Origin of the sequence: Parabacteroides caeci (assembly GCF_023656795.1) — a bacterium.
In the GTDB taxonomy this organism is placed as follows: Bacteria; Bacteroidota; Bacteroidia; order Bacteroidales; family Tannerellaceae; genus Parabacteroides; species Parabacteroides segnis.
Window position 1 is genome coordinate 51,011 of sequence record NZ_JAMOKT010000037.1, and the last position, 23,179, is coordinate 74,189.

The following is a 23,179-nucleotide window of genomic DNA, read 5'->3' on the forward strand; positions in this document are numbered from 1 at the left end:
GCTTATGAAAACGCTTAAAACCTTATTCCTGACAGGGATGGCATTGTTTGCCATGTCATCCTTTGTCTGGAGCGCTTCGACCGCTCCGCCGGGGATCGAGACGCATCTCTTTCCCGCTTTGTATAAAACAGCGAAAGGACCGGTACAGAAAGTACGGGTTACGGTAAAACACGAAGGAGCCTCCGCCAATGCAACGATTACCCTGGGCGATCAGTCCCGGAAAGTGAAATTGAATGACGGGCCGAATCCCTTCTTTTTTGAGATACCGCAGGTACAGTCTGCCGTGCAGTTGCCTCTGACAGTAACTGTCGGTAAGGAACAAGAATCTGCCCGAGTGGAAGTAAAACCTGTCCGTCACTGGCAGATGAATATGGTGCAGCATACGCATACCGATATTGGCTACACCCGTTCGCAAACTGAAATCCTGGCAGAACATCTCCGCTACATCGACTATGCGCTCGACTATTGCGACGCTACCGATAATTACCCCGACTTTGCCAAGTTCCGCTGGACCTGCGAAATTGCCTGGGCCGTTAGCGAATACCTGAAATGCCGCCCTGCCGAACAGATCGCCCGTCTGAAAAAGCGGGTAGCCGAAGGACGCATCGAACTGGCTGCCATGTATCTGAACTTCGATGAATTGCCTGACGAACAGACATTGGCCGCCTCCCTCTACCCGTTGAAGGCCTTCCGTGAAGCTGGAATGAAAGCGGAAGTCGCTATGCAGAACGATGTGAACGGTATCGGCTGGTGCTTCACTGAATTTTTTGCCGATGCAGGTGTGAAATATGTCAATATGGGAACACACGGTCACCGTGCCCTGATCTGTTTCGACTATCCGACTGTTTTTTGGTGGCAATCGCCTTCGGGAAAGAAGGTATTGGCCTATCGTGCCGAACATTATAATATGGGTAACTTCTTTGGCATCCATACTGATAACTTCGAACAGTTCGAGGAACGTGTACTGAATTATCTAGGAGAGATGGAAGCCAAAAACTATCCGTACGATATCGTTGCTGCCCAGCATTCCGGTTATTTCACGGATAATTCACCTCCTTCGACAAAGAGTTGCGAGATGCTGATGAAATGGAATGAGAAATATGAATGGCCTAAAATACGTACAGCTGTGGCTAGCGAGTTCATCAAAGAGGTGGAATCGAACTATGCCGATAAGATACAGACCATCCGTGGCGCATGGCCCGACTGGTGGACGGATGGTTTTGCTTCCGGTGCCCGTGAAGCGGCTATTTCCCGTATCACCCATTCGGACATTATCGCCAACCAGGCAGGTCTGTCTTTTGCCGGTATGCTGGGAGCCAAACTTCCTTCTCAGATCGGTAACCAGATATACGACATCAACAAGGCCCTGTTGTTTTATGATGAACATACATTCGGTTACAGCGAAAGCGTCCGTGATGCCTATTGCAAGGAAACCTGGGAGCAGCGTTCCCTGAAACAATCGTATGCCTGGGAGGCTTACCGTCATTCCGGTTTGCTGGGAGAAGTGACGATGGGATTATTACAGTCGTTTGTTCCGAAAGCTGAATATCCCTCGGTGGCTGTCTTCAATACGTTGAACTGGGCGTATAGCGGTATAGCCAAAGTGTATATCGATCACCAGATATTACCTCGCGAGAAAGCCTTCGAAATAGTGGATGCCTCCGGGAATATCATTCCTGCGCAACCGGCGGAAAGCCGTTCGGACGGTACTTACTGGTCGCTTTACGTGAAAGACGTACCTGCCTTCGGGTATGCCCAATATTATATAAAGGTAAAAGACGAGCCTCGTCCTGCCGTGCAATTGGCAGATAAATTGGAGAATGCTCATGTCGAGAATCCCTGGTATGCCATCGATTTCAACTCACGCAAGGGAACCATCAGTAAACTGTTCGACAAGGAACTGAACAAGGAGCTGACTACCCCGAATGCCGAGTGGGAGCTGGGCGAATTTATCTACGAGATCATCGACAGCCGTCATCCGATGGAACAGTATCGCGCACCGCAATTCCTTCGCCGCCGTCCCGAACGGATTCGTTTCGAGCGTTACGAAAAGGGAGCGATCTGGGATACGTATCGTTTCCGTGGCGAGACTGTTGCCGGTCGTGAACCGAACAACCTGATGGTCGAGTTCCGTGTATTTAATGTGACAAAGAAGATCGATATTGTTTACCGTCTGCGTAAAAAAGCCATTACCGATCCCGAAGCTGTCTATATCTCGTTTCCGTTTGAGGTGAATCAGGGAAAGATATTCCTGGATGTTCCCGGCGGAACGATCGAAGCGGGTGTAGACCAGATTCCCGGTTCATCGAACGACTGGTATACCGTCCAGAACTTTGCTACGGCGCGTAACAGCGAATCGCAGGTAGTGATGGGCAGCCCTGAAATACCGTTGATGCAGTTCGGGGCAATCAACACCGGACGCTATAAGGCTGGTGCTGTTCCCCAGTCCACCAATATGTATTCCTGGTCGATGAACAACTATTGGGTAACCAATTTCAATGCCGACCAGATGGGTGAACTGCAATGGAGTTACTTTATCAATTCAAGCAAAGACAACTCGATTGGTTATGCCACCCGTTTTGCCTGGGAGAACCGCATCCCGTTCCTGACCCGCGTATTGCCGGCGGGAGCGAAGGGAAGCAAAGTTGTATCTCCTGCTTCCGTGTTCAATATCTCATCCGACAATTTGTTGTTGGTGAATATGAAACCTGTTGAAGGAGAAAACGCCGTGATGCTTCAGTTGCGTGAGATTGCAGGAAAACCGGCTAAATTTGCCGTTACTTCCGATAAGGTCAACTTTACGAAAGTCACTGTTTGTGATGTAGTGGGAGACCCGGTTGCCGGAAATGCAACAACCGACTTTGTCCCCTGGGAGAATAAGTTTATAAAACTTTCCTGGTAATCTATCTGTAAGATAAAGCAATGCCACTTATGAAACTATCCTTCTGTAATAAAGGATTTTCATAAGTGGCATTTTTTTATTATTCCCCTTGATACGTTTGGTAAATAAATATTTCTTACCTGAACTTTATTGCCGTGAAAGTATCTTTTATATCTTTGCTGTGATTATAACATTCATGTCTATGGTATTCTGTAAAGAATAGTAACTCCTGATATAAAAATGCAAGTGGAAAATACAGATATTTTGCTGAAAGATGTACGGAATAATTTTGACAAAATCTATGTTCTATATTATTCCCGTATGTTCCGTTTTGCTAAAGAATATGTATTGTTTGACGAAGATGCGGAGAATATAGTACAGGATGTTTTTCTCCTGTTGTGGGAAAAGAGGGAAGTGTTGGATATACAGATCAGTTTAGTCTCCTATCTTTTCGCTCTGGTTAAAAATAAATCCCTGGATTACCTCAGGCACAAGGTAATAGCAGATGAATATAAACAGGAGCTTAGTGCGAAGTTAACCGCCCTTGAATTATTGAATTACTCTTTTACTTCTGATGAAGAAATAGAACAAATACTGATGACGGCAATCAATAAACTTCCGGAACGCTGCCGGCAGGTATTTCTTAAAAGCCGTATCGAAGGAAAGAGAAACCGTGAGATAGCCAATGAACTTAACTTAACCGTAAGTACGGTGGAAAACCAGATGACCATTGCCCTGAGAAAACTCCGTGTAGAGTTGAAGGACTATTTGCCCCTGCTACTCTTTCTTTTAGATGTTAAATAATATTTATTTGTACAACGGCTTTAGGAGGAAATCGCTTTTGAAACGCTCTCCTTGTATAAAAGCCGGAAAATGCACATTTTAATAACAAAATACTTTGAAGGAGAAATAACGGCAGCCGAAAGAAAGTCGTTATTCTCGATGATCCAGGCAGATGAAGAGTTGAGGAAAGACTTTTCTTCTGTACAGAACCTGTATGCTTTATCTTCCTGGTTACCAAATGAAAATGACGAATTTGAGGCTGTGGATAAATTAGCCGCTTTCAAACAGACCCATTGCAGGAAAAAGCGTTATCCGATACATATCATTAAACATGCTGCCGGTTATGCCGCTGCCATTTGTATAACAATTCTCTCGACCTGGATGGTCATGAATGACCGGGAACCGGCAGAAGAAATGGTCACTTACGAGGAATTTACGACCCCGTCCGGACAACGGGCGATGGTGAAACTGCACGACGGAACGACTGTCTGGTTGAACGCCCGTTCCACGCTCCGCTATCCGAATCATTTTGCCCGTGAAGAACGTAAAGTGGAACTGGACGGGGAAGCCTTTTTCGATGTTGAACATAATGAACATAAACCTTTTGTGGTGTCAACGGAGAAACTGGATATAAAAGTCCTGGGAACGAAGTTCAATGTATTTGCCTATAAAGGCCGGGAAGAATTTAATACGGCATTGCTGGAAGGTTCGGTGAAAGTATATGAACGTATGAACGAGGAAAAGGCGCTGTTTATGAATCCAAACGAATGTGTGGAATTAAAAGATAATAAATTAGTGAAACGCCCTATGGGCAATACCGATTTTCTGCTGTGGAAAGAAGGTATTTATGCCTTTGATGACGTCCCGTTTGAAGACATAATAAAGAAGTTTGAATTATATTATGATATTGTGATAACGGTCAATAACAGCAAGCTCATGAAATATAAGTTTAGTGGAAAATTCCGGCAGAGGGATGGGGTGGAAAGTGCACTCCGTACACTGCGGAAAGTCTATTATTTCACTTATATTAAAGATGAAGAAAACAATAATATTATAATACGATAAAGACTGAGAGAATAAAATATGTTCAACCTTTAAATCATCATTTGCCTATGGAAATATAAAGAATAAAAAAACGGCCGAAAGACGTTCCCGCATCCATTCGGCCGCATGCTAACACGTAATCAAAGTAATTAAGTATTAACAAATAATGGAAACAAAGTTATGAAAAAAGAACCGAAAATTCTAAATGTTATGAGAATTTCAGCCATTCTGCTTTCCCTTTGTGTATTCTCTTCCTTTGCTTCAAAGACCAGTTCGCAAAACGTGAAAGTGAATATGAGCGGAAAGAATATGACTATCGCTAATTTTATAGATCAGATTGAACAGCAGACAGATTATCTGTTTGTCTATAGTAAAAATGAAGTAGATGTGAATAAAACCATTCCTGTAAAAGCCGGAAGTAAATCCGTTGCCCAATACCTGAATGACGCTTTTGCAGACTCGGAAGTAAAGTTCGCTTTTGAGAATGATTATATTGTACTGACGAAGAACAGTTTGCTTTCTATCAAGCAGCAAGGTAAGAAAGTAACCGGTTCGGTAACCGATTCGTCCGGAGAGCCTGTCATCGGTGCCAATGTGGTAGTGAAAGGAACAACCAACGGTACGATCACGGATGTCGATGGTAAATTCTCCCTGGAGATTCCGGATAAAGCGGTATTGGTGATCTCTTATATCGGCTATCTGACCCGCGAAGTTCCGGTAAACGGCCAGTCGACCGTCAGTGCTGTGCTGACAGAAGATACACAGGCGCTGGATGAAGTCGTTGTTGTCGGCTACGGAACAATGCGCAAATCGGATGTAACAGGGTCTATCGGAGTTGCCAAAGGAGAGGAACTGACAAAGAATCAGAACTTCAGCGCGTTGGATAACCTGCGCGGTAAAGTCTCCGGTGTCAATATCTTCTCGAACTCCAGTCAGCCGGGAGCCTATGCGAACCGTGTCATTATCCGTGGTATGGCTACTATCAACTCTTCTTCCGAACCGTTATATGTAGTGGACGGTGTCGTGATGGAAGACTTCGGACTGGTTAACCCGAATGATATCGAATCCATGGAAGTGTTGAAAGACGCTTCTGCTGCTGCCATCTACGGTGCACGTGGTGCCAACGGAGTTATTATGGTCACAACCAAACGGGGAAAGAAAGACGGCGAAGGAACCTCTATCAGCTATCAGGGGTCGGTCAGCGTCAGTCATATTGCCCGTAAGATGGACTTGCTGAATTCGCAGGAATGGGTAGACACTTTCATGAAAGGGTTGGAGAATGAGAATACCTATATGGGGAAAGACTGGTCGTTGGACCGTTCCTATTGGTTCCATGACCGTAACTATTTCGATGAAAACGGTAATCCTTTGTATGATACTGACTGGCAGGATGAAGCTACCCGTACGGCTGTTTCACATAACCATCAGATAAACATACAGCAGGCCGGCAAGAACTCTTCTATGGGTGCTTTCCTGAATTATACCGACCAGCAGGGTATTGTTAATAATACGTATAACAAACGTCTGAATGCCAAGGTCGCTTACGATGCCAATCCGACTCCCTGGTTGTCTACGGCTGTTAACCTGTTGGTTAACCATACATGGGGACGCTATACTCCGGAAGACGGCGGCGGACAAGATGCCCGCCGTACCATGATCGAGATGGTTCCCTGGCTGCCGGTCTATGATGCCAATGGTGATTATACGACAAGCACCACTTCTTTGAGCGAAAGCAATTATTTCGGTCTGGAGGGCATGTCCAATCCGGCTATGATCCTGGACTTGCAGAAACGTATGCGATATAATACGCAGATATTCGGTAATGCTGCGCTGACTTTCCATCTGATGGACGGCCTGGACCTGAAGACCCAGTTCGGTATCGACAGCCATAATGCAACCTACAGGGGATATTCTTCCATTTCCCTGAATAATATCTCCATGCCTAACGGTTGGGCTGAATATCAGAACTGGAACTCACTCTACTGGCAGGAAGAAACTTACCTGACTTACAGTAAAGTATTCGGCGATCACCGCATAAACGCCATGGCCGGTTTATCCTGGCAGGAACGCACACAGCGTTGGAACAAATCCCGTACGGAAGGTTTTGCTGACGACTTCTACGAAGACAACAACATGGCTGTCGGAACCAATCCAGGCAGTCCGGAATCAAGTTGGGAACGTTGGGCTATGAACTCTTATTTTCTGCGTTTGGCTTATACCTATAAAGATCGTTACTCGGCAACCGTTACCGGCCGTGTCGATGGCTCTTCCAAATTCGGTGATAACAATAAATATGCCTTTTTCCCCTCTGCCGGTCTGGCATGGAATATCTCTCAGGAAGATTTCCTGTCCGACAGTGAAGTGATAAGCAACCTGAAACTGCACACCAGTTATGGTTTGACCGGTAACTCTGAAATCGGCCCGTACAATTCGTTGGGTAAGACGGATGCCGGAACGCATCTGATTGACGGTAAACGTGCTCCCTGGTCTTATATCAAGACCATGTCGAACCCGGATCTGAAATGGGAAAAGACAGGGCAGTTTGATATCGGTTTCGATATCGGCTTCTTCCAGAACCGTTTGAACCTGGATATAGCTTATTATAACAAGAAAACGACCGACTTGCTTTTGGACTGCCCGGTTCCTCACTCAACAGGATTCAGCACGATCTTTAAAAATATCGGAGCAGTAAGAAACCAGGGTATGGATTTGATGGTGAATGCAACTCCGGTACGTAGTAAAGAATTCAACTGGAACTCAGTAGTAAACCTGAACTATAACAAAAATAAGATCCTTGCTCTGGGTGATACCGATGCCGATGTTTATCTGTACGATTGGGTAAACGGCGGCAGTATCCTGCGTGTCGGAGAAAGTATGGGTAGCTTTTATGGCCTGCAACGTTACGGCGTTTATACGATAGAAGACTTTGAAGCCGGCAATTGCGAAAAGAATCAGGTAGGCCGTGCAAAACGCTCTTCCGAAAAAGAGATCATCGGTAAAGGATTACCGGATTGGACGGGTAGCTGGATCAACAATTTCTCTTACAAGAATTTTGATCTTACACTGGATTTGCAGTTTGTATGGGGCGTTGAAACCTTGCAGCGTTTCTTCCACTCAACTTATGACCGTTTCGGTATAACCAACGGCTTGAAGAATATCCTGTATGATGCCTATGACGGAACAAATCCGGGAACCATGCAGCAGATGATCTATCTGCAAAGCGGCGACCATAACGGAGAAAAACATGCCGGTCAGGATACGACAACTGACTCTCAATGGGTTGCCAACGATTCTTATCTGCGTTGCAATATGTTGCAGATAGGATATACATTTGAAAAGAATGCCGTCAAGAAACTCGGTTTGTCCGGTTTGCGCCTGTATGCTAGTGGTAATAACCTGTTCCAGATTGTCTCTAAGGATTTCCTGGGCTACGATCCCGAATCGACTTCCGAAACCAGCTCGACGGACAAGGGAGCCGGCAAGTTCGGTCAGAACATGACTTTCTTCTCTTATCCGAGAGCACGTACGTTTACTTTCGGTGTTAATGTGACTTTCTGATTCATTTAACTAATTAAGACGATTAAAATATGAAAAAGATATTGACAACCGCGATTTTATGTGCCGGACTGTTCAGCTTTACGGCATGTAGTGATTTTCTGGATGAAAAGCCTAAAAGCCAGCTGACTACTGTCGGTTATTATACAACGGAAGCGCAGGCATTGGCCAACGTCAACTATTTGTACCGTACAGGTGCTATCCGGCAGATAGCATCGGCGCCGAGTGCTTATGTCGGAAGTTTTGCCTCCATTACCGGACTGCTCACTGGTTATTTTCTGAACAGCTATGAAGGGCAGGAGATCGTTTGTAAGTATTCCCGCGAATTGAACCGCCAGCAATACACTATGCAAATCTCAGGAACGATGGACGGAATCTGGGATGCCTGTTATAAAGCGATCAACGTGTCAAACGCAGCCATTAAAAATATTCCGGATATAAAGATGGAAGAGGCGGTATCGACCCGCTTGATCGGGGAGGCCAAGTTCTTCCGTGCATTCAATTATTTCTATCTGGTGAAAACATTCGGAGCAGTTCCTTTCTATACGGAACCTTATGTTATTGCAGAGAACATGGAACTTGAACGTACGGCGCCCGAAACCATTTACGCCCAGATCGAAGCCGACCTGAAAGAGGCGACCGATGTGTTGCCGGCTGCAAAATTTGCCGACAACTCTCACCGGATCACCCGGTATGCCGCCGCTATGATGCTGACTTCCGTGTATATGCAGCAGGGTAAATATGCTGATGCCGCCCAGTACGCAAAAATAGTGATCGACTCGCCCCATAAGCTGGTTCAGAATGACGACCTCAAGATGAACAGTGCTTTCAACAAGCTGCGTTCGACCGATGATCTCGATGAAGTGATCTATGCCCAGGAATACGACAACGCAGTGAATACAAGCGACTGGTTCCCTACATATGCCTTTAATTCAAGTGCCGTGTCCGTATTCGGTACCTATTCGATTTTCGAACGTGTCTATGGCCCTGTTGATGAATTTCTGAATGTGTATGACAAGAACGATTTGCGCGTTCAGCCGAACCAGTTCTTCCATTGGGAATACACTAACCCGAACACGGGAGCGACCTGGTCTTCCAAGAATGCCGGATGCTGGTATTATTATGATGAAGACGCTTTGCTGAGTACAGGTAAGGGCACAAAAGACTGGAATATCTTCCGCTACGCCGAAGCCTTGCTGGACGGAGCGGAGTCCATTGCCCAAAGCCAGGGAGTCACGGCCGAAGCTGCCGGATATCTGGCACAGGTGCAGGCCCGTGCCGATATGGAAGGTAAAACAGCCGGCCAGATTGCCGCCGATTTGCAGAAGCTGTCGAAACAGGCATTTATCGAAGCCTGCTGGACCGAACGTTTGCGTGAGTTCCCGCTGGAATACAAGATCTGGGATGATTGCGTGCGTACGGGCAAATTCCCGGTGATCTCCAAAACAGAAGCCGGCCGGGTATATTATGTAGATTTGATAGGAGCCCAGAATGCTTCCGGTGCTACGTTTAAGGAAACCGACCTGCTATGGCCGATCTCAGTAAATGAAATGCAGCGTAATCCCCACCTGACTCAAAACTCCGGTTACTCTTCGAAGTAATCGTGATGACATGGCGTCTGATTGCATTTGCTTGCCGATGTAATCTGTTGCCGACGCTGTCGGTAATATTGTTGACGCTGTCGAAAACATTGCCGACACTGTCGTTTATTTTGTCGACAGTGTCGGCTACAGTTTTTATAGGCAACTGATCAGGAACAGCTCCTGTCAGACAGAAATTTAGCCTGGAAGTATTAAGATTACAAGGTCGCTTATGTACCGAAGACTAGGTTTGGACTTCATTTTCCCTTAAAAAGAGTCCCTTTATGTGATTTTGTATATGAATTAAAGATATTTGTATTCTTTCTCTTCCGGATTGTCTTTATCTTTGTGTGAATAATGAATTTGATGATTTGGCTTCATTTAAACTTGTAAATTCAACCCAAAATAAGAAAACATGAATAAGAAAAATGTATTGGCTATTGCTTTGGTCGCGATGACGGCCTGGATTGGAAAGCCAGCTATGGCAGCTCTCGGTAACGACGCCTTTGACCCGGTAGAGTATGCAATGCCGTTGATGGGAACTCAATCGAGCTTTGAACTATCGACAGGAAACACTTATCCCGCCATTGCCCGTCCCTGGGGGATGAACTTCTGGACTCCCCAGACAGGAAAGATGGGAGACGGATGGCAGTATGTATATACCGCAAATAAGATAAGAGGATTCAAACAAACCCACCAGCCAAGTCCGTGGATCAACGATTACGGACAGTTTGCCATTATGCCCGTTGTGGGCGCTCCTGAATTTGACCAGGATAAACGTGCCAGCTGGTTCTCCCATAAGAGTGAAGTGGTGAAACCTTATTATTATAAAGCCTATCTGGCCGATCACGATGTGGTAACGGAGCTGACTCCGACCGACCGTGCCGCTCTGTTCCGTTTCACCTTCCCGGAAAACGATCATTCCTACATTGTGGTAGACGCGTTGGATAATGGTTCTTATATCAAAGTCATTCCGGAAGAAAACAAGATTATCGGTTACTCTACCAAGAATAGCGGCGGTGTTCCTGAGAACTTCAAGAACTACTTTATTATTGAATTCGATAAACCTTTTACCTACGAAGCGACGTTTGCCGACAACACGCTGAAAGAAGGTTCGAAAGAACAAGCTTCCAGCCATGTGGGTGCCGTGATCGGTTTCAAGACGAAGAAAGGCGAAATCGTTCAGGCCAAGGTGGCTTCTTCCTTCATCAGCTTCGACCAGGCTGCTGTAAATATGAAAGAATTGGGTAATGATAATTTCGACACCCTGGTTTCTAAAGGTAAACAAGCCTGGAACGATGTCTTGGGAAAGATCGAGGTAGAAGGCGGAACATTGGACCAGTACCGTACGTTCTATTCCTGCATGTACCGTTCATTGCTTTTCCCGCGTAAGTTTTATGAGATCGATGCAGCCGGAAATGTAGTTCATTACAGTCCGTACAACGGAGAAGTATTGCTCGGTTATATGTTTACCGATACCGGTTTCTGGGATACGTTCCGTGCCCTGTTCCCGTTCCTGAACCTGATGTATCCGTCTATGAACAAGGAAATGCAGGAAGGTCTGATCAATACCTATAAGGAAAGCGGCTTCTTCCCCGAATGGGCAAGTCCGGGACACCGTGGTTGCATGGTGGGTAACAATTCGGCTTCCATCCTGGTAGATGCTTATATGAAGGGCGTAAAGGTCGATGACCTGGAAACGATGTACAAAGGCCTGATCCACGGAACGGAAAACGTACACCCGACAGTGTCTTCCACCGGTCGTCTGGGACATGAGTATTACAACAAACTGGGATACGTGCCTTACGATGTCAAGATCAATGAAAACGCAGCCCGTACACTGGAATATGCTTATAACGACTGGTGTATTTATCAGATCGCCAAAGAACTGGGCCGCCCGAAGAAAGAACTCGACCTGTATGCTAAACGTGCCATGAATTATAAGAATCTGTATGACAAGGAAAGTAAACTGATGCGCGGAAAAAATGCCGACGGTACTTTCCAGTCACCGTTCTCTCCGTTGAAGTGGGGGGATGCTTTCACCGAAGGCAACAGTTGGCATTATACCTGGTCTGTCTTCCACGATCCGCAGGGACTGATCGACCTGATGGGTGGCAAAGACTCTTTTGTGATGATGCTTGATTCTGTTTTTGCTGTTCCGCCATTGTTCGACGACAGTTACTACGGACAGGTAATCCATGAGATCCGCGAAATGCAGATCATGAACATGGGTAACTATGCACATGGCAACCAGCCGATCCAGCATATGATCTACTTGTATAACTACGCTGGACAACCTTGGAAAGCGCAGTACTGGGTACGTGACGTAATGAATAAGATGTATACTCCGACACCTGACGGTTATTGCGGTGACGAAGACAACGGCCAGACTTCCGCCTGGTATGTATTCTCAGCCCTGGGATTCTATCCGGTGGCTCCGGGTACTACGCAGTATGTGTTGGGCGCCCCGTTGTTCAAGAAGGCAACACTGCATTTCGAGAATGGAAAGAACCTGGTGATCAACGCTCCCGAAAACAGCGACAAGAATATCTATATCGAGTCGATGTCATTCAACGGCGTCAATTATACCAAGAACTATCTCGACCACAACGAACTGCTGAAAGGCGGTGTCCTCGATATTAAGATGGGCGACAAACCCAACCTGAACAGAGGTGTTAACCCGGAAGACTTCCCTTATTCATTCTCAGTGGATGAAAAGAAGAAAAAATAAATACAGAATTGAATACTAAGATGAAATTAAACAAACAATGGATGATGTCAGGCGTAGCTATATGCCTGGCATCTTTCGTCTTTTCCTGCCAGGCACCGGAGAAGACAGAGAAAATAACAGACTATGTATCTTATGTGGATCCTTATATCGGATCAGGTGAACACGGCCATGTATTTGTGGGTGCCAGCGTGCCTTTCGGGGCCGTACAGATTGGGCCGCAGAATATTCATAAAGGATGGGACTGGTGTTCGGGCTATCATTATTCCGACAGCGTGATTATCGGTTTCAGCCATACGCATCTGAGCGGTACCGGTTGTGCCGACCTGGGCGATATCCTTGTGATGCCGTTTACCGGAGAAGTCCGTACGGCACGCGGTGAACAGGACAATATAGAAGGTGCCTGTTCCTCTTACTACAAACATGAGAATGAGGCGGTTTCTCCGGGATACTATTCTTTGCTGATGGATAATGGCGTGAAGGCGGAACTGACGGCAACCGAACGTGTCGCCCTGCATCGGTATGCTTTCCCGAAGGGCAAACCGGGGCATCTGCTGATCAACCTGAAAGAAGGGAACGGCGATCGCTCTTACGAGACTTATCTGAAAAAGAAAGACGAATACACCTTGGAAGGTTACCGTTTCTCTCATGGATGGAGTCCGCAGCATAAAGTATTCTTCACCATGCAGTTTGACCAGCCGGTTGCTTCTTTGCAGGTTTTCAACGATGACGCCCCGGCCGGTAACGATGAGTTGACCGGCGAAGGTGTAAAAGGGGTTGTTACCTTTAAAGACAATCCTGAAAATGTATTGGCAAAGGTGGCTATTTCTTCTGTCAGTTGTGAAAATGCCTTGAAGAATATGCAGGCGGAATTATCGCATTGGGATTTCGACCGGGTTCATCAGGATGCCCGGAAGAAATGGAACGACCAGTTGGCTTGCGTCGCTGTAGATACACAGGACGAAAAGGCTAAAAAGATATTTTATACTTCTGTCTATCACATGTTCATTGCTCCGACATTGTACTGTGATGTGAACGGTGAGTTCCGTGGACAGGATGATAAGATCTATTCCAATAACAGCTGGACGAACTATTCTACGTTCTCCCTGTGGGACACCTATCGTACTCTGAACCCGCTTTACACCCTTATTGCGCCGGAGAAAGTAGACGATATCGTCAATTCTTTCCTGAGCATCTACGACCAGCAGGGTAAATTACCGATCTGGCATCTGATAGGAGGCGAAACGAATTGTATGCCGGGATATAGCTCTGTGCCTGTTGTGGCTGATGCTTACCTCAAAGGTTTCAAGGGTTTTGATCCGGAACGTGCTTTCCAGGCGATAACCGGAACAGCTACCAACAAAAAACAGAATGCCGTGCCTTATGTACTGGAAAAAGGATATATCCCCTGTGATAAAGTGCATGAAGCGACTTCCATCGCCATGGAATATGCTGCTGATGACTGGGGCATTGCATTGATGGCAAAGAAAATGGGTAAGAAAGACGATTACGACAATTACCTGAAAAGAGGTAAATATTATGCGCAGTATTTCGATAAGGACATCAACTTTGTCCGTCCGAAGATGGACGACGGTAGCTGGCGTACGCCGTATGATCCTTTCCGTTCCATACACGGTGTAGGCGATTTTACGGAAGGAACAGGCTGGCAATATACATTCTTTGTACCCCAGCATCCGGAAGGCATGATTGACATATTGGGAGGCGATGCCGCTTTCATTTCAAAACTCGACTCTTTGTTCCTTGTTGAAGGTGACATGGGAGAGGGGGCATCCAGTGATATCAGCGGTCTGATCGGCCAGTATGCCCATGGTAACGAACCGAGTCACCATGTTGCTTATCTGTATCCTTATGCCGGCGAACAGTGGAAGACGGCCGAGAAGGTTCGCTTTATCCAGGATGAGTTCTATACGGACCAGCCGGAAGGTATCATCGGTAACGAAGACTGCGGACAAATGTCTGCCTGGCATGTAATGTCAGCCCTGGGATTCTACCAGGTGAATCCTTCAAATGGCGTATTCGTATTCGGCAGTCCTTTGTTTGAGAAGGCTTCGCTACGTTTGAAAGAGGGTAAGACATTTGATATTGTAGCTCAGAATAACAATAAAAACAATATTTATATCCAATCGGTTACATTGAACGGACAGCCTTACGAGAAGTCATATATAATGTATGATGACATCATGAAAGGCGGGAACCTGACGTTTGTTATGGGAAACACACCGAACAAGCAGTTTGGTGCGGCACCGGAAAACCGTCCTAAGTCGGCCGAATAATAATTTATAAACTTTATATCAGAAAAAAGATGAATAAAAAAATCAAGACATCTGTTGCCTTGCTGGCTTCAGCTTTTTTACTGGCCTCCTGCGCTGCCGGAGGAGGTCTCCCGTCGGAGCAGAAAAGCCCGGTAGACTATGTCAATCCCTATATGGGAAACATCAGTCACTTGCTGGTGCCTACCTATCCGACCGTACATTTACCTAACAGTATGCTCCGTGTCTATCCGGAGCGTGCCGACTTTACAGGTGATATGTTGAGCGGGTTGCCGGTTATCGTAACCAGCCACCGCGGAAGTTCTGCTTTTAATCTGAGCCCGTATCAGGGAGAAGAATCCGGATTGAAGCCGGTTATCAATTACAGTTATGACCATGAGAAGATCTATCCGTATCGTTACCAGGTATATCTGGACGATAATAATATAGATGTAGACTTCGCCCCTTCGCATCAGAGTGCCGTCTATGGCATCACTTTTGAAAGAGAAGGGCCAGCCTATCTGATCTTCAACAGCCGTAACGGACAGTTGAAGAGCGATGGAAAGAGCGTCAGCGGTTACCAGTTCGTAGACCGGAAGACGAAAGTCTATCTCTATGCCGAAACAGACAAAGCTCCGCAACAATGTGGCGTATTGGGAGATAACACCGTGAAATACGGTGAAACGTCGGTAGAAGGTAAAGACGCTGCCCTTGTCCTTTCTTACGGAAATGACGTAAAGAAACTCGGTGTGCGCTACGGTATCTCCTTCATCAGCGAAGACCAGGCAAAGAAGAACCTCGAACGTGAGATTGCTGCCTATGATGTGGACGTTGTAGCCAAGATCGCCCGCAACGACTGGAACGATGCCCTTGGCAAAATCCAGACACAAGGCGGAACCAACGACGACAAGACCGTATTCTATACCTCTTTATACCGTTGCTACGAACGTCCGGTCAACCTGAGCGAAGACGGCCGTTACTACAGTGCCTTCGACGGTCAGATCCATGAAGACGGCGGTCGTCCGTTCTATACCGACGACTGGATCTGGGATACCTACCGTGCAACCCACCCGTTGCGTATCCTGATCGATAACGAACGTGAAAGCGATATCATCAACTCTTTCCTGCTGATGGCAGAACAGATGGGTACGAACTGGATGCCGACCTTCCCGGAAGTAACCGGCGACTCCCGCCGTATGAACTCCAACCATGCCGTAGCCACCGTGATCGATGCCTGGAAGAAAGGTTTACGCGGCTTCGACCTGGAAAAGGCTTATATTGCTTCAAAGAAAGGTATCGAAGAGAAAACACTGATCCCCTGGTCGGCTGCCCCTGCCGGATGGTTGGACGATTTCTATAAGGAACACGGTTATATCCCCGCATTGAAACCCGGCGAAAAGGAAACGGTAGCCAACGTCTCTATCTGGGAAAAACGCCAGCCGGTAGCCGTTACGCTGGGAACAGCCTACGACCAATGGTGTCTCTCACAAATCGCAGCCGAACTGGGTAAGACTGACGAAGCCAAACATTACCTGCGCGAATCCTACAACTACCGCAACCTGTTCAACCCCGCAACCCGTTTCTTCCATCCGAAGGATAAGGACGGCAAGTTCATCGAACCGATGGATTACCGTTATGACGGTGGCCTGGGTGCCCGCGATTATTACGATGAGAACAATGCCTATGTGTATCGTTGGGACGTACAGCATAACATCGGCGACCTGATCTCTATGATCGGTGGTGACAAAGCATTTGTTTTGGATCTCGATTCCATGTTCAACGAACCGCTCGGTATGTCCAAATGGAGTTTTTATTCCTTCCTTCCCGACCATACCGGCAACGTAGGTATGTTCTCGATGGCCAACGAACCGAGTTTGCATATCCCGTATCTGTACAACTACGCCGGTCAGCCCTGGAAGACACAGAAACGTATCCGTACGCTGTTGAACCAGTGGTTCCGTAACGACGTGATGGGCGTTCCCGGTGATGAAGACGGCGGTGGTATGTCTGCTTTCGTAGTGTTCAGCCAGATGGGATTCTATCCGGTTACTCCCGGTTCGCCTACCTATAATATAGGTAGCCCGGTATTTACCGATGTGAAGATCGACCTGGGAAACGGCAATGCGTTTGAGATCAAAGCAAACAACGCTTCCGAAGAAAATAAATATGTGCAGTCGGCCCGCTTGAACGGGGAAGTCCTGAACCAGCCCTGGTTCCAGCACAGCGACATCGCCCAAGGCGGCCTGCTTGAACTTGAAATGGGTCCGAGAGCCAATAAAGAGTGGGGGACAAAGACACCTCCGCCTTCGGCTGCTCCGATGCCTCAATAATGATTTTCTTTCCTGATTTGATCTGGAATTCTTAAAATAAAATCAGCCAGGTAGTATATGGGTTTGCTACTTGGCTGATTTTTTTTGGATATTCTGTTGTGGTCGATATTAATTGGTTGGTTGTTTCCGCTTTATACGGATAAATGTTTATCTTTGTACAACAACTAGATATAAGTTAAAATAGCGTATAATGATGAGTCGTAAATTACCGATAGGAATACAAGATTTTGAAGATATTCGGAATGGGAACTATTTGTATGTCGATAAAACAGCATTGATTTATGAATTGGTGATGAAGGGAAAGCCTTATTTTCTCAGTCGTCCCCGTCGTTTCGGAAAGAGTTTACTGATTTCTACATTGGAGGCCTATTTTCAAGGAAAAAAAGAACTATTTGAAGGTTTGGCCATTGAAAAATTAGAACAGGAGTGGAATACTTATCCGGTGTTGCATCTTGATTTGAATGCCCGTAAATATGAAACGGAAGCAGATCTGGTAGCTATTTTAAATCAATATTTGGAAATGTGGGAAGCTGTTTATGGAGATGAAATGAAATTGCGTGTTCCGGAAGAACGTTTTTTCTATGTCATTCGTCGTGCCTGGGAACAAACCGGGCGTCAGGTAGTTGTTTTGATCGACGAATACGATAAACCTCTTTTGCAGGCTATTAATAATGAATCTTTGATGGAAGCCTATCGGCGTACGATGAAAGCGTTCTATGGCGTTCTCAAAAGTGCTGACCGTTACCTGCGTTTTGTATTCCTGACCGGTGTCACTAAATTTGCACAAGTAAGTGTTTTTAGTGATTTGAACCAACTTAATGATATAAGCCTCGACTATAATTATGCAACTCTTTGCGGTATAACACATCAAGAGTTAACTGCGAACTTGCGTCCCGAATTGGAACAGCTAGGTCAAATGCAGTCACTGACATGGGAAGAAACAGTTGAAATGATGGTGAAGCAATACGACGGCTACCACTTTCATCCGAACCGGGAGGGAGTGTTTAATCCTTTCAGTACGTTAAGTGCATTAGACAAAAGAGAGTTTGGCGATTATTGGTTCCAGACCGGAACTCCCACCTTTTTGGTAGAGTTATTGAAGAAAAGTGAATACGACCTTCGTCTTTTGATCGATGGTGTAGAGACACAAGCATCGGCTTTTACCGAATACCGTGCTGAACGGAACAACCCGATCCCGTTAATCTATCAAAGCGGATATCTGACAATCAAAGAATACGATGCTCGTTTTAAACTCTATAAACTGGAATTTCCAAACGAAGAAGTGCGTTACGGATTCCTAAACTTTATCACTCCTTTCTATTCTTCCATCACTGAAGAAGCAAGAGGCTTCTATATCGGTAAATTTGTCCATGAACTGGAGTCCGGCGATGTCGATGCTTTTATGCGACGTATGCGTGCTTTTTTTGCGGATTTCCCTTATGAATTGAATGACAAGACAGAGCGTCATTACCAGGTTGTCTTTTATCTGATCTTTAAATTGATGGGGCAGTTCTGTGATGCAGAGGTCCGTAGTGCCAAAGGCCGTGCGGATGCAATTGTCAAAACCGGAGAATACATTTACGTTTTTGAATTTAAGTTGGACGGAAGTATAGAAGATGCTTTACAACAAATAAACGATAAAGGATACCTGTTACCTTATCGAATAGATCATCGTAAACTGATAAAAGTCGGTGTTTCGTTCGATCGGAAAGAACGGAATATCGGAGAATGGGGAATCTTCCATGATCTCCAATAGCTTCCTAGCCTTAACCGATTTGGCTATAAAGATTAAAATCATGCTGAGAGTGCAAAAACTAATTTAGGTAAACTTTCTTTATAAATAATATTCAATAATTGACAAGGTGGAAGTGAAATGACTAGAAAAAACGATCGTTTTTTCTAGTCATTTATTCGTGTGCAAAATTATTCTTTATAATCCAATAATCAAAGCCTTTTCAGAATTATTATGACCTTAATTATCAATATTTCTCCTCTGATTTATACAAAATCTCTGTTAATCAATGATTAATGATTTTAAACAGAAAAAGGATGACTAGAAAAAACGATCGTTTTTTTTAGTCATCCTTTTCTTTATATAGGCTTTGAAAATCAGTGATTTTATCATCCTCTTCTCGAAGCAAAAATACTTCAATCGCTGGGTAATCTTTTTTATAGACCTGTTTTTCTCGGTTTTATCCACTTTTTTAGTATTTGCGACCCTTGGCAATATTTTGAAAATAAGTCTGCCGGTACGTGAGTTTATTTATATAAATCTCTTTTCCATCCTATGCAGTACAATTTGTTTTCTTTCCTGCCAGACCTATAAAGGTGTCATTCGTCATTCAACTTTTGCAGAGACGGGGCGTATTGCTATTGCCTCTTTTGTGAAAGCTACTTTGATGATTGTAGCCCTTTCCTGTTTTATCCACTCGTTATCTTTTCTTCAAATCTTTTTAGGAGGTTTGCTTGATTTATTCCTGACTTTCTTTATTCTGACAACGTTTCGTGCTTTATTAATAATGATGTATAGCATGATAGTTAGAAGTATTGCTTCCAATAATGAGAAGTTATTAATTTATAGGGAAGAAGATACATCATCAAGCTCATCTGTAATTTCTCTATGGAAACAATCTGATAGTTGTCAGATTGGAGGATATATACGAATAGGGGAGAGAAGTAAAATTCGTATAGGAGGCTATCCCGTTTATTCTGTCAAGAATCAGATGGAATTTAATGCATTAGTGGATCGAAAAGGGATCAAGACGATTTTGTTTACCGACTATCATGTCGTAAAAGCAGAAAGTGAACGTCTGGTGCGTTATTGCGAGAAAAAAAAGATTCGTATGTTGGTATTTTCAGCAATGAACGAGTTAAAAAGCAGAACAGTCAACCTGCATAATTTACCTGAGATTCGTATTGAAGACCTGTTAGGGCGTGATGAAATAAATATCAATCTAAAAAAAATAGCAGGTGAATTAAAAGGAAAAGTTACGCTGGTTACAGGAGCCGCCGGTTCTATCGGTAGTGAACTTTGTCGTCAACTATGTAAATTAGGATTAAAGCAATTGATCTTGTTTGATAGTGCCGAGACACCTATGCATACTCTTCGTCTGGAGTTGGAAGATCGATATCCGGAAGTTGTTTTCACTCCGATTATGGGAGATGTCCGGATGTTGGCTCGAGTGGAAAGTGTTTTTAAACGATTCCATCCTCAGTATGTTTTTCATGCGGCAGCCTATAAACATGTTCCCTTGATGGAAGAAAACCCTTGCGAAGCTGTGCACACCAACGTCCAGGGAACCTGTAATATGGCAGACATGTCTGTAAAATATGATGTAGACAAATTTATCATGATCTCTACGGACAAGGCGGTTAACCCTACGAATGTGATGGGAGCCTCCAAACGTTTGGCCGAAATCTATGTACAAAGTCTGAGTATTGCGATAAATAAAGGAATCCATCCTGGTAAAACTCGATTTATCACTACTCGTTTTGGGAATGTATTAGGGAGCAATGGTTCTGTTATTCCTCGTTTTCGTGACCAACTGGCAAAAGGAGGTCCTTTGACCGTCACTCATCCAGACATCATCCGTTATTTTATGACAATTCCGGAGGCCTGTCGTCTTGTTTTGGAAGCTGCATTTATGGGAGAAGGGAACGAGATTTTTGTGTTTGATATGGGGACTCCGGTAAAGATAGCCGATCTGGCACGTCGAATGATAGAGTTGGTAGGCCTTATTCCCGATAAAGACATTGAAATAAAATATACCGGTCTTCGTCCGGGTGAGAAATTGTATGAAGAGTTGTTGGCAACTAAGGAAAATACGCTTCCTACCATAAATGCTAAAATTTTCCGTGCGAAAGTGCGTGAATATGATTTTGCCGAGATATCAGCCAGTATTGATCATTTAATAGATTTGGCAATCCAAGTAGAAAAGTTGGAAACCGTAAAAATGATGAAATCGATCGTGCCGGAGTTTATAAGTCGGAATTCGGAGTATGAGAAACTGGATTGAGAATCCAAGATAAAGCTTGACGAGGGGTTGAGGAAGACAATCGAATATTTAGGGAAAAATGTTTGCTGTAAAAAGGAATTGACTATATTTGCATATAATCAATTTGATATGCAAGCATTCAATACAGATAAGAAAAAATCCTCTTTGGCACTGTTGTCCAGTGATGGAGACATGTCCTCCTTCCGCTATGGCTTTCAAAATATACGTTTTCGTACTTCGCCTAAGTTAGAACGTTATACGTCTGTAAAAGAATGGGATAATGGATATATTGTGGTGATGGCGAAATACAAGGATATCGGTGAGATAGAAGATTATATAGATCTTGTACCGATTCTTCAAAATTTGTATATAGATCCTCATGTATTCTTGAAACCAATAAAATCGGTGGAAATAAGATATGTTGAGAGATAAAGAAATAAATAAAATATTAGAATCCTCTTCCATGATTGTGTGTGGCTATGCCTTCATGTGGATGGAAGATGGAAACATCCGGATTATTGGTTTGAATAACCCGAATCACGCTTTGGTGATACGACCCAATGGTGAGGTGTTGGAAACCAACATGGATGACGTAGAGGTAGAAATCGTAATCGGATATTGGACCCGTAATCAAAAATATATGAAGGAGGATAGCTGATATGCCGAAATATTATGATTTTATGGTATGTGGATACTTTCTTTATTTTACTTCCCATTGTGTGGTTGAAGCCATGCATGTCCATGCAAGTGACCGTCGTTTAACAGAAGTTGGTTCCGCTAAGTTTTTTGTTAAGGGAAATGGAGATACAGTAATAAAGGAACAAGGCAATTTGAAGGACAAACAACTACGCATTATCCGTGAGTTTATAAAAGAAAATTACAAAGAAATGTATTTGAAATGGTCACAAATGAGTGATCAAGGATTTTATGGGGAGTAGCTGACTGACATGGGAATGGACCCTATCTAAGAACACACTTCACAACTGGCTGAAGAAGGGTAAGATGTATTTAGACAAAATGATTATGGTTCTGAAAGCCATGGCCTTGGAAAAGGATTCGATAGTGAACTGCGATGAGACCTGGTGCATGGTGCGTAAATATGACCACTATAAGAAGTGTTATATCTGAATGTTGTGCTGAGATGGCAGCAACATATCACAGTATGATAGGAACAGTAAAGCTTCATGGCGGTTCTATCTGAAACTTTATCGGGGCTTTTTTCAAAAAGATCTTTAACGGGTGCAGGGATTACGTTAACATGGTTCCTGACAAAATCACTTTGGCTACCAGCCAATGTTAAATTCAAAGCTGATTTATTAACAAAACTCGATTTAGGGCACTGAAAAGTGCCCTTTCAAAGGGGGATGCCCTAAATTGAGTGCTTACATTGGACGCTTACTTACTATGCATTTTGACGGAATTACAGTTACGAAGAAAGATGTCTTGTGGGGATATTTTGCTAAATTTTTCACTGTAGCATCTGGAGTTCTAATATTACCTTTAATACTTAAATTATTGAGTCCAGAAGAAGTCGGAATGAACTATATTATGCTTTCTGTAGGCACATTAGCTTCCTTGGTTGATTTCGGTTTTTCTCCACAGTTTGCACGAAACGTCACATATATATATAGCGGTGCTAAAGAAATTAGAAAAGAAGGATTATCTCAAGTTCCTTTTGAAGGTGCGACCTGCATTGATTATAGTTTGCTTGCAACTCTAATTTCAACAGCAAAGTGGCTATATCGTATTATGGGAGGGATTGTTTTATCAGGGATGCTTACTGTAGGAACTTTATATATATCATGTAACAAATGGATTTAACGATATAAAGAATAGTGCCATCATTTGGGTAATTTACTCCTTTAGCGTCTTTCTACAGATATACTATTCATGCGAATCAGGAGTTGAAAACAGCTTCTGATTCAGGTTTTAAAAATTTATAATTCAGTTAATTATCTCATTGTTTTATTTTATATTCTCCTTGAAAATCAATATATTAGAGTAATAATTCCA

At 44.3% G+C, this 23,179-nt stretch carries 14 protein-coding genes and 1 pseudogene; all 15 read left to right on the top strand.

Annotation, left to right across the window (positions count from 1 at the left end):
• The first annotated feature begins 52 nt into the window (after nucleotides 1-52).
• The 15 genes and pseudogenes from NBH15_RS17810 to NBH15_RS17880 all read left to right on the top strand — a co-directional run bounded on the left by NBH15_RS17810 (nucleotide 53) and on the right by NBH15_RS17880 (nucleotide 22,987).
• Complete coding sequence (locus NBH15_RS17810) at nucleotides 53-2,902, top strand: glycoside hydrolase family 38 N-terminal domain-containing protein (RefSeq protein ID WP_443146946.1); 2,850 nt, start codon at nucleotides 53-55, stop codon at nucleotides 2,900-2,902.
• A 219-nt stretch (nucleotides 2,903-3,121) separates the two neighbouring features.
• The gene (locus NBH15_RS17815) at nucleotides 3,122-3,685 is read left to right on the top strand and encodes an RNA polymerase sigma-70 factor (RefSeq protein WP_128134069.1); all 564 of its coding nucleotides are present in this window, start codon (nucleotides 3,122-3,124) and stop codon (nucleotides 3,683-3,685) included.
• A gap of 69 nt (nucleotides 3,686-3,754) precedes the next feature.
• Nucleotides 3,755-4,729, top strand: coding sequence for a FecR family protein (locus NBH15_RS17820; RefSeq protein ID WP_250823198.1), 975 nt, complete (start codon nucleotides 3,755-3,757; stop codon nucleotides 4,727-4,729).
• Between the two features lie 159 nt (nucleotides 4,730-4,888).
• Nucleotides 4,889-8,266 (top strand): SusC/RagA family TonB-linked outer membrane protein, encoded by a 3,378-nt coding sequence (locus NBH15_RS17825; RefSeq protein ID WP_250823199.1) that lies wholly within the window; start codon nucleotides 4,889-4,891, stop codon nucleotides 8,264-8,266.
• Nucleotides 8,267-8,295: 29 nt separating this feature from the next.
• Nucleotides 8,296-9,864: a RagB/SusD family nutrient uptake outer membrane protein gene (locus NBH15_RS17830; protein ID WP_250823200.1), complete on the top strand. Its 1,569-nt coding sequence runs from the start codon at nucleotides 8,296-8,298 to the stop codon at nucleotides 9,862-9,864.
• A gap of 394 nt (nucleotides 9,865-10,258) precedes the next feature.
• A complete protein-coding gene (locus NBH15_RS17835) occupies nucleotides 10,259-12,574 on the top strand; it encodes a GH92 family glycosyl hydrolase (protein WP_250823201.1) in 2,316 nt (771 codons plus the stop codon).
• Nucleotides 12,575-12,594: 20 nt separating this feature from the next.
• Nucleotides 12,595-14,865, top strand: a complete 2,271-nt coding sequence (locus NBH15_RS17840; RefSeq protein WP_250823202.1) for a GH92 family glycosyl hydrolase — start codon at nucleotides 12,595-12,597, stop codon at nucleotides 14,863-14,865.
• Between the two features lie 29 nt (nucleotides 14,866-14,894).
• On the top strand, nucleotides 14,895-17,171 hold the full coding sequence (locus NBH15_RS17845; RefSeq protein ID WP_250823203.1) for a GH92 family glycosyl hydrolase: 2,277 nt from the start codon (nucleotides 14,895-14,897) through the stop codon (nucleotides 17,169-17,171).
• Nucleotides 17,172-17,361: 190 nt separating this feature from the next.
• Complete coding sequence (locus tag NBH15_RS17850; protein ID WP_250823204.1) at nucleotides 17,362-18,927, top strand: PD-(D/E)XK nuclease domain-containing ATP-binding protein; 1,566 nt, start codon at nucleotides 17,362-17,364, stop codon at nucleotides 18,925-18,927.
• 346 nt (nucleotides 18,928-19,273) lie between these two features.
• Entirely contained in the window at nucleotides 19,274-21,187 is a 1,914-nt protein-coding gene (locus tag NBH15_RS17855) for a UDP-N-acetylglucosamine 4,6-dehydratase family protein (RefSeq protein WP_250823205.1), read from the top strand.
• Between the two features lie 108 nt (nucleotides 21,188-21,295).
• Nucleotides 21,296-21,598, top strand: coding sequence for a DUF7724 family protein (locus NBH15_RS17860; RefSeq protein WP_128135729.1), 303 nt, complete (start codon nucleotides 21,296-21,298; stop codon nucleotides 21,596-21,598).
• Nucleotides 21,585-21,824, top strand: a complete 240-nt coding sequence (locus tag NBH15_RS17865) for a DUF7723 family protein (protein WP_128135730.1) — start codon at nucleotides 21,585-21,587, stop codon at nucleotides 21,822-21,824. Before NBH15_RS17860 ends, NBH15_RS17865 begins: the two co-directional genes overlap by 14 nt.
• Before the next feature lies 1 nt (nucleotide 21,825).
• Nucleotides 21,826-22,104 (top strand): DUF4160 domain-containing protein, encoded by a 279-nt coding sequence (locus NBH15_RS17870; protein WP_128135731.1) that lies wholly within the window; start codon nucleotides 21,826-21,828, stop codon nucleotides 22,102-22,104.
• A pseudogene (locus NBH15_RS17875) lies at nucleotides 22,105-22,466 on the top strand (hypothetical protein); the annotation flags it as partial.
• 74 nt (nucleotides 22,467-22,540) lie between these two features.
• Nucleotides 22,541-22,987 (top strand): hypothetical protein, encoded by a 447-nt coding sequence (locus NBH15_RS17880; protein WP_250823206.1) that lies wholly within the window; start codon nucleotides 22,541-22,543, stop codon nucleotides 22,985-22,987.
• The last annotated feature ends 192 nt before the right edge of the window (nucleotides 22,988-23,179 follow it).

What these genes read in the sequence shown, in the direction of transcription:
- NBH15_RS17830 (WP_250823200.1), top strand. Translation starts at nt 8,296, where the DNA reads ATGAAAAAGATATTGACAACCGCGATTTTATGTGCCGGACTGTTCAGC.
- NBH15_RS17810 (WP_443146946.1), top strand. Translation starts at nt 53, where the DNA reads ATGTCATCCTTTGTCTGGAGCGCTTCGACCGCTCCGCCGGGGATCGAG.
- NBH15_RS17835 (WP_250823201.1), top strand. Translation starts at nt 10,259, where the DNA reads ATGAATAAGAAAAATGTATTGGCTATTGCTTTGGTCGCGATGACGGCC.
- NBH15_RS17840 (WP_250823202.1), top strand. Translation starts at nt 12,595, where the DNA reads ATGAAATTAAACAAACAATGGATGATGTCAGGCGTAGCTATATGCCTG.
- NBH15_RS17815 (WP_128134069.1), top strand. Translation starts at nt 3,122, where the DNA reads ATGCAAGTGGAAAATACAGATATTTTGCTGAAAGATGTACGGAATAAT.
- NBH15_RS17845 (WP_250823203.1), top strand. Translation starts at nt 14,895, where the DNA reads ATGAATAAAAAAATCAAGACATCTGTTGCCTTGCTGGCTTCAGCTTTT.
- NBH15_RS17820 (WP_250823198.1), top strand. Translation starts at nt 3,755, where the DNA reads ATGCACATTTTAATAACAAAATACTTTGAAGGAGAAATAACGGCAGCC.
- NBH15_RS17860 (WP_128135729.1), top strand. Translation starts at nt 21,296, where the DNA reads ATGCAAGCATTCAATACAGATAAGAAAAAATCCTCTTTGGCACTGTTG.
- NBH15_RS17865 (WP_128135730.1), top strand. Translation starts at nt 21,585, where the DNA reads ATGTTGAGAGATAAAGAAATAAATAAAATATTAGAATCCTCTTCCATG.
- NBH15_RS17850 (WP_250823204.1), top strand. Translation starts at nt 17,362, where the DNA reads ATGATGAGTCGTAAATTACCGATAGGAATACAAGATTTTGAAGATATT.
- NBH15_RS17870 (WP_128135731.1), top strand. Translation starts at nt 21,826, where the DNA reads ATGCCGAAATATTATGATTTTATGGTATGTGGATACTTTCTTTATTTT.
- NBH15_RS17825 (WP_250823199.1), top strand. Translation starts at nt 4,889, where the DNA reads ATGAAAAAAGAACCGAAAATTCTAAATGTTATGAGAATTTCAGCCATT.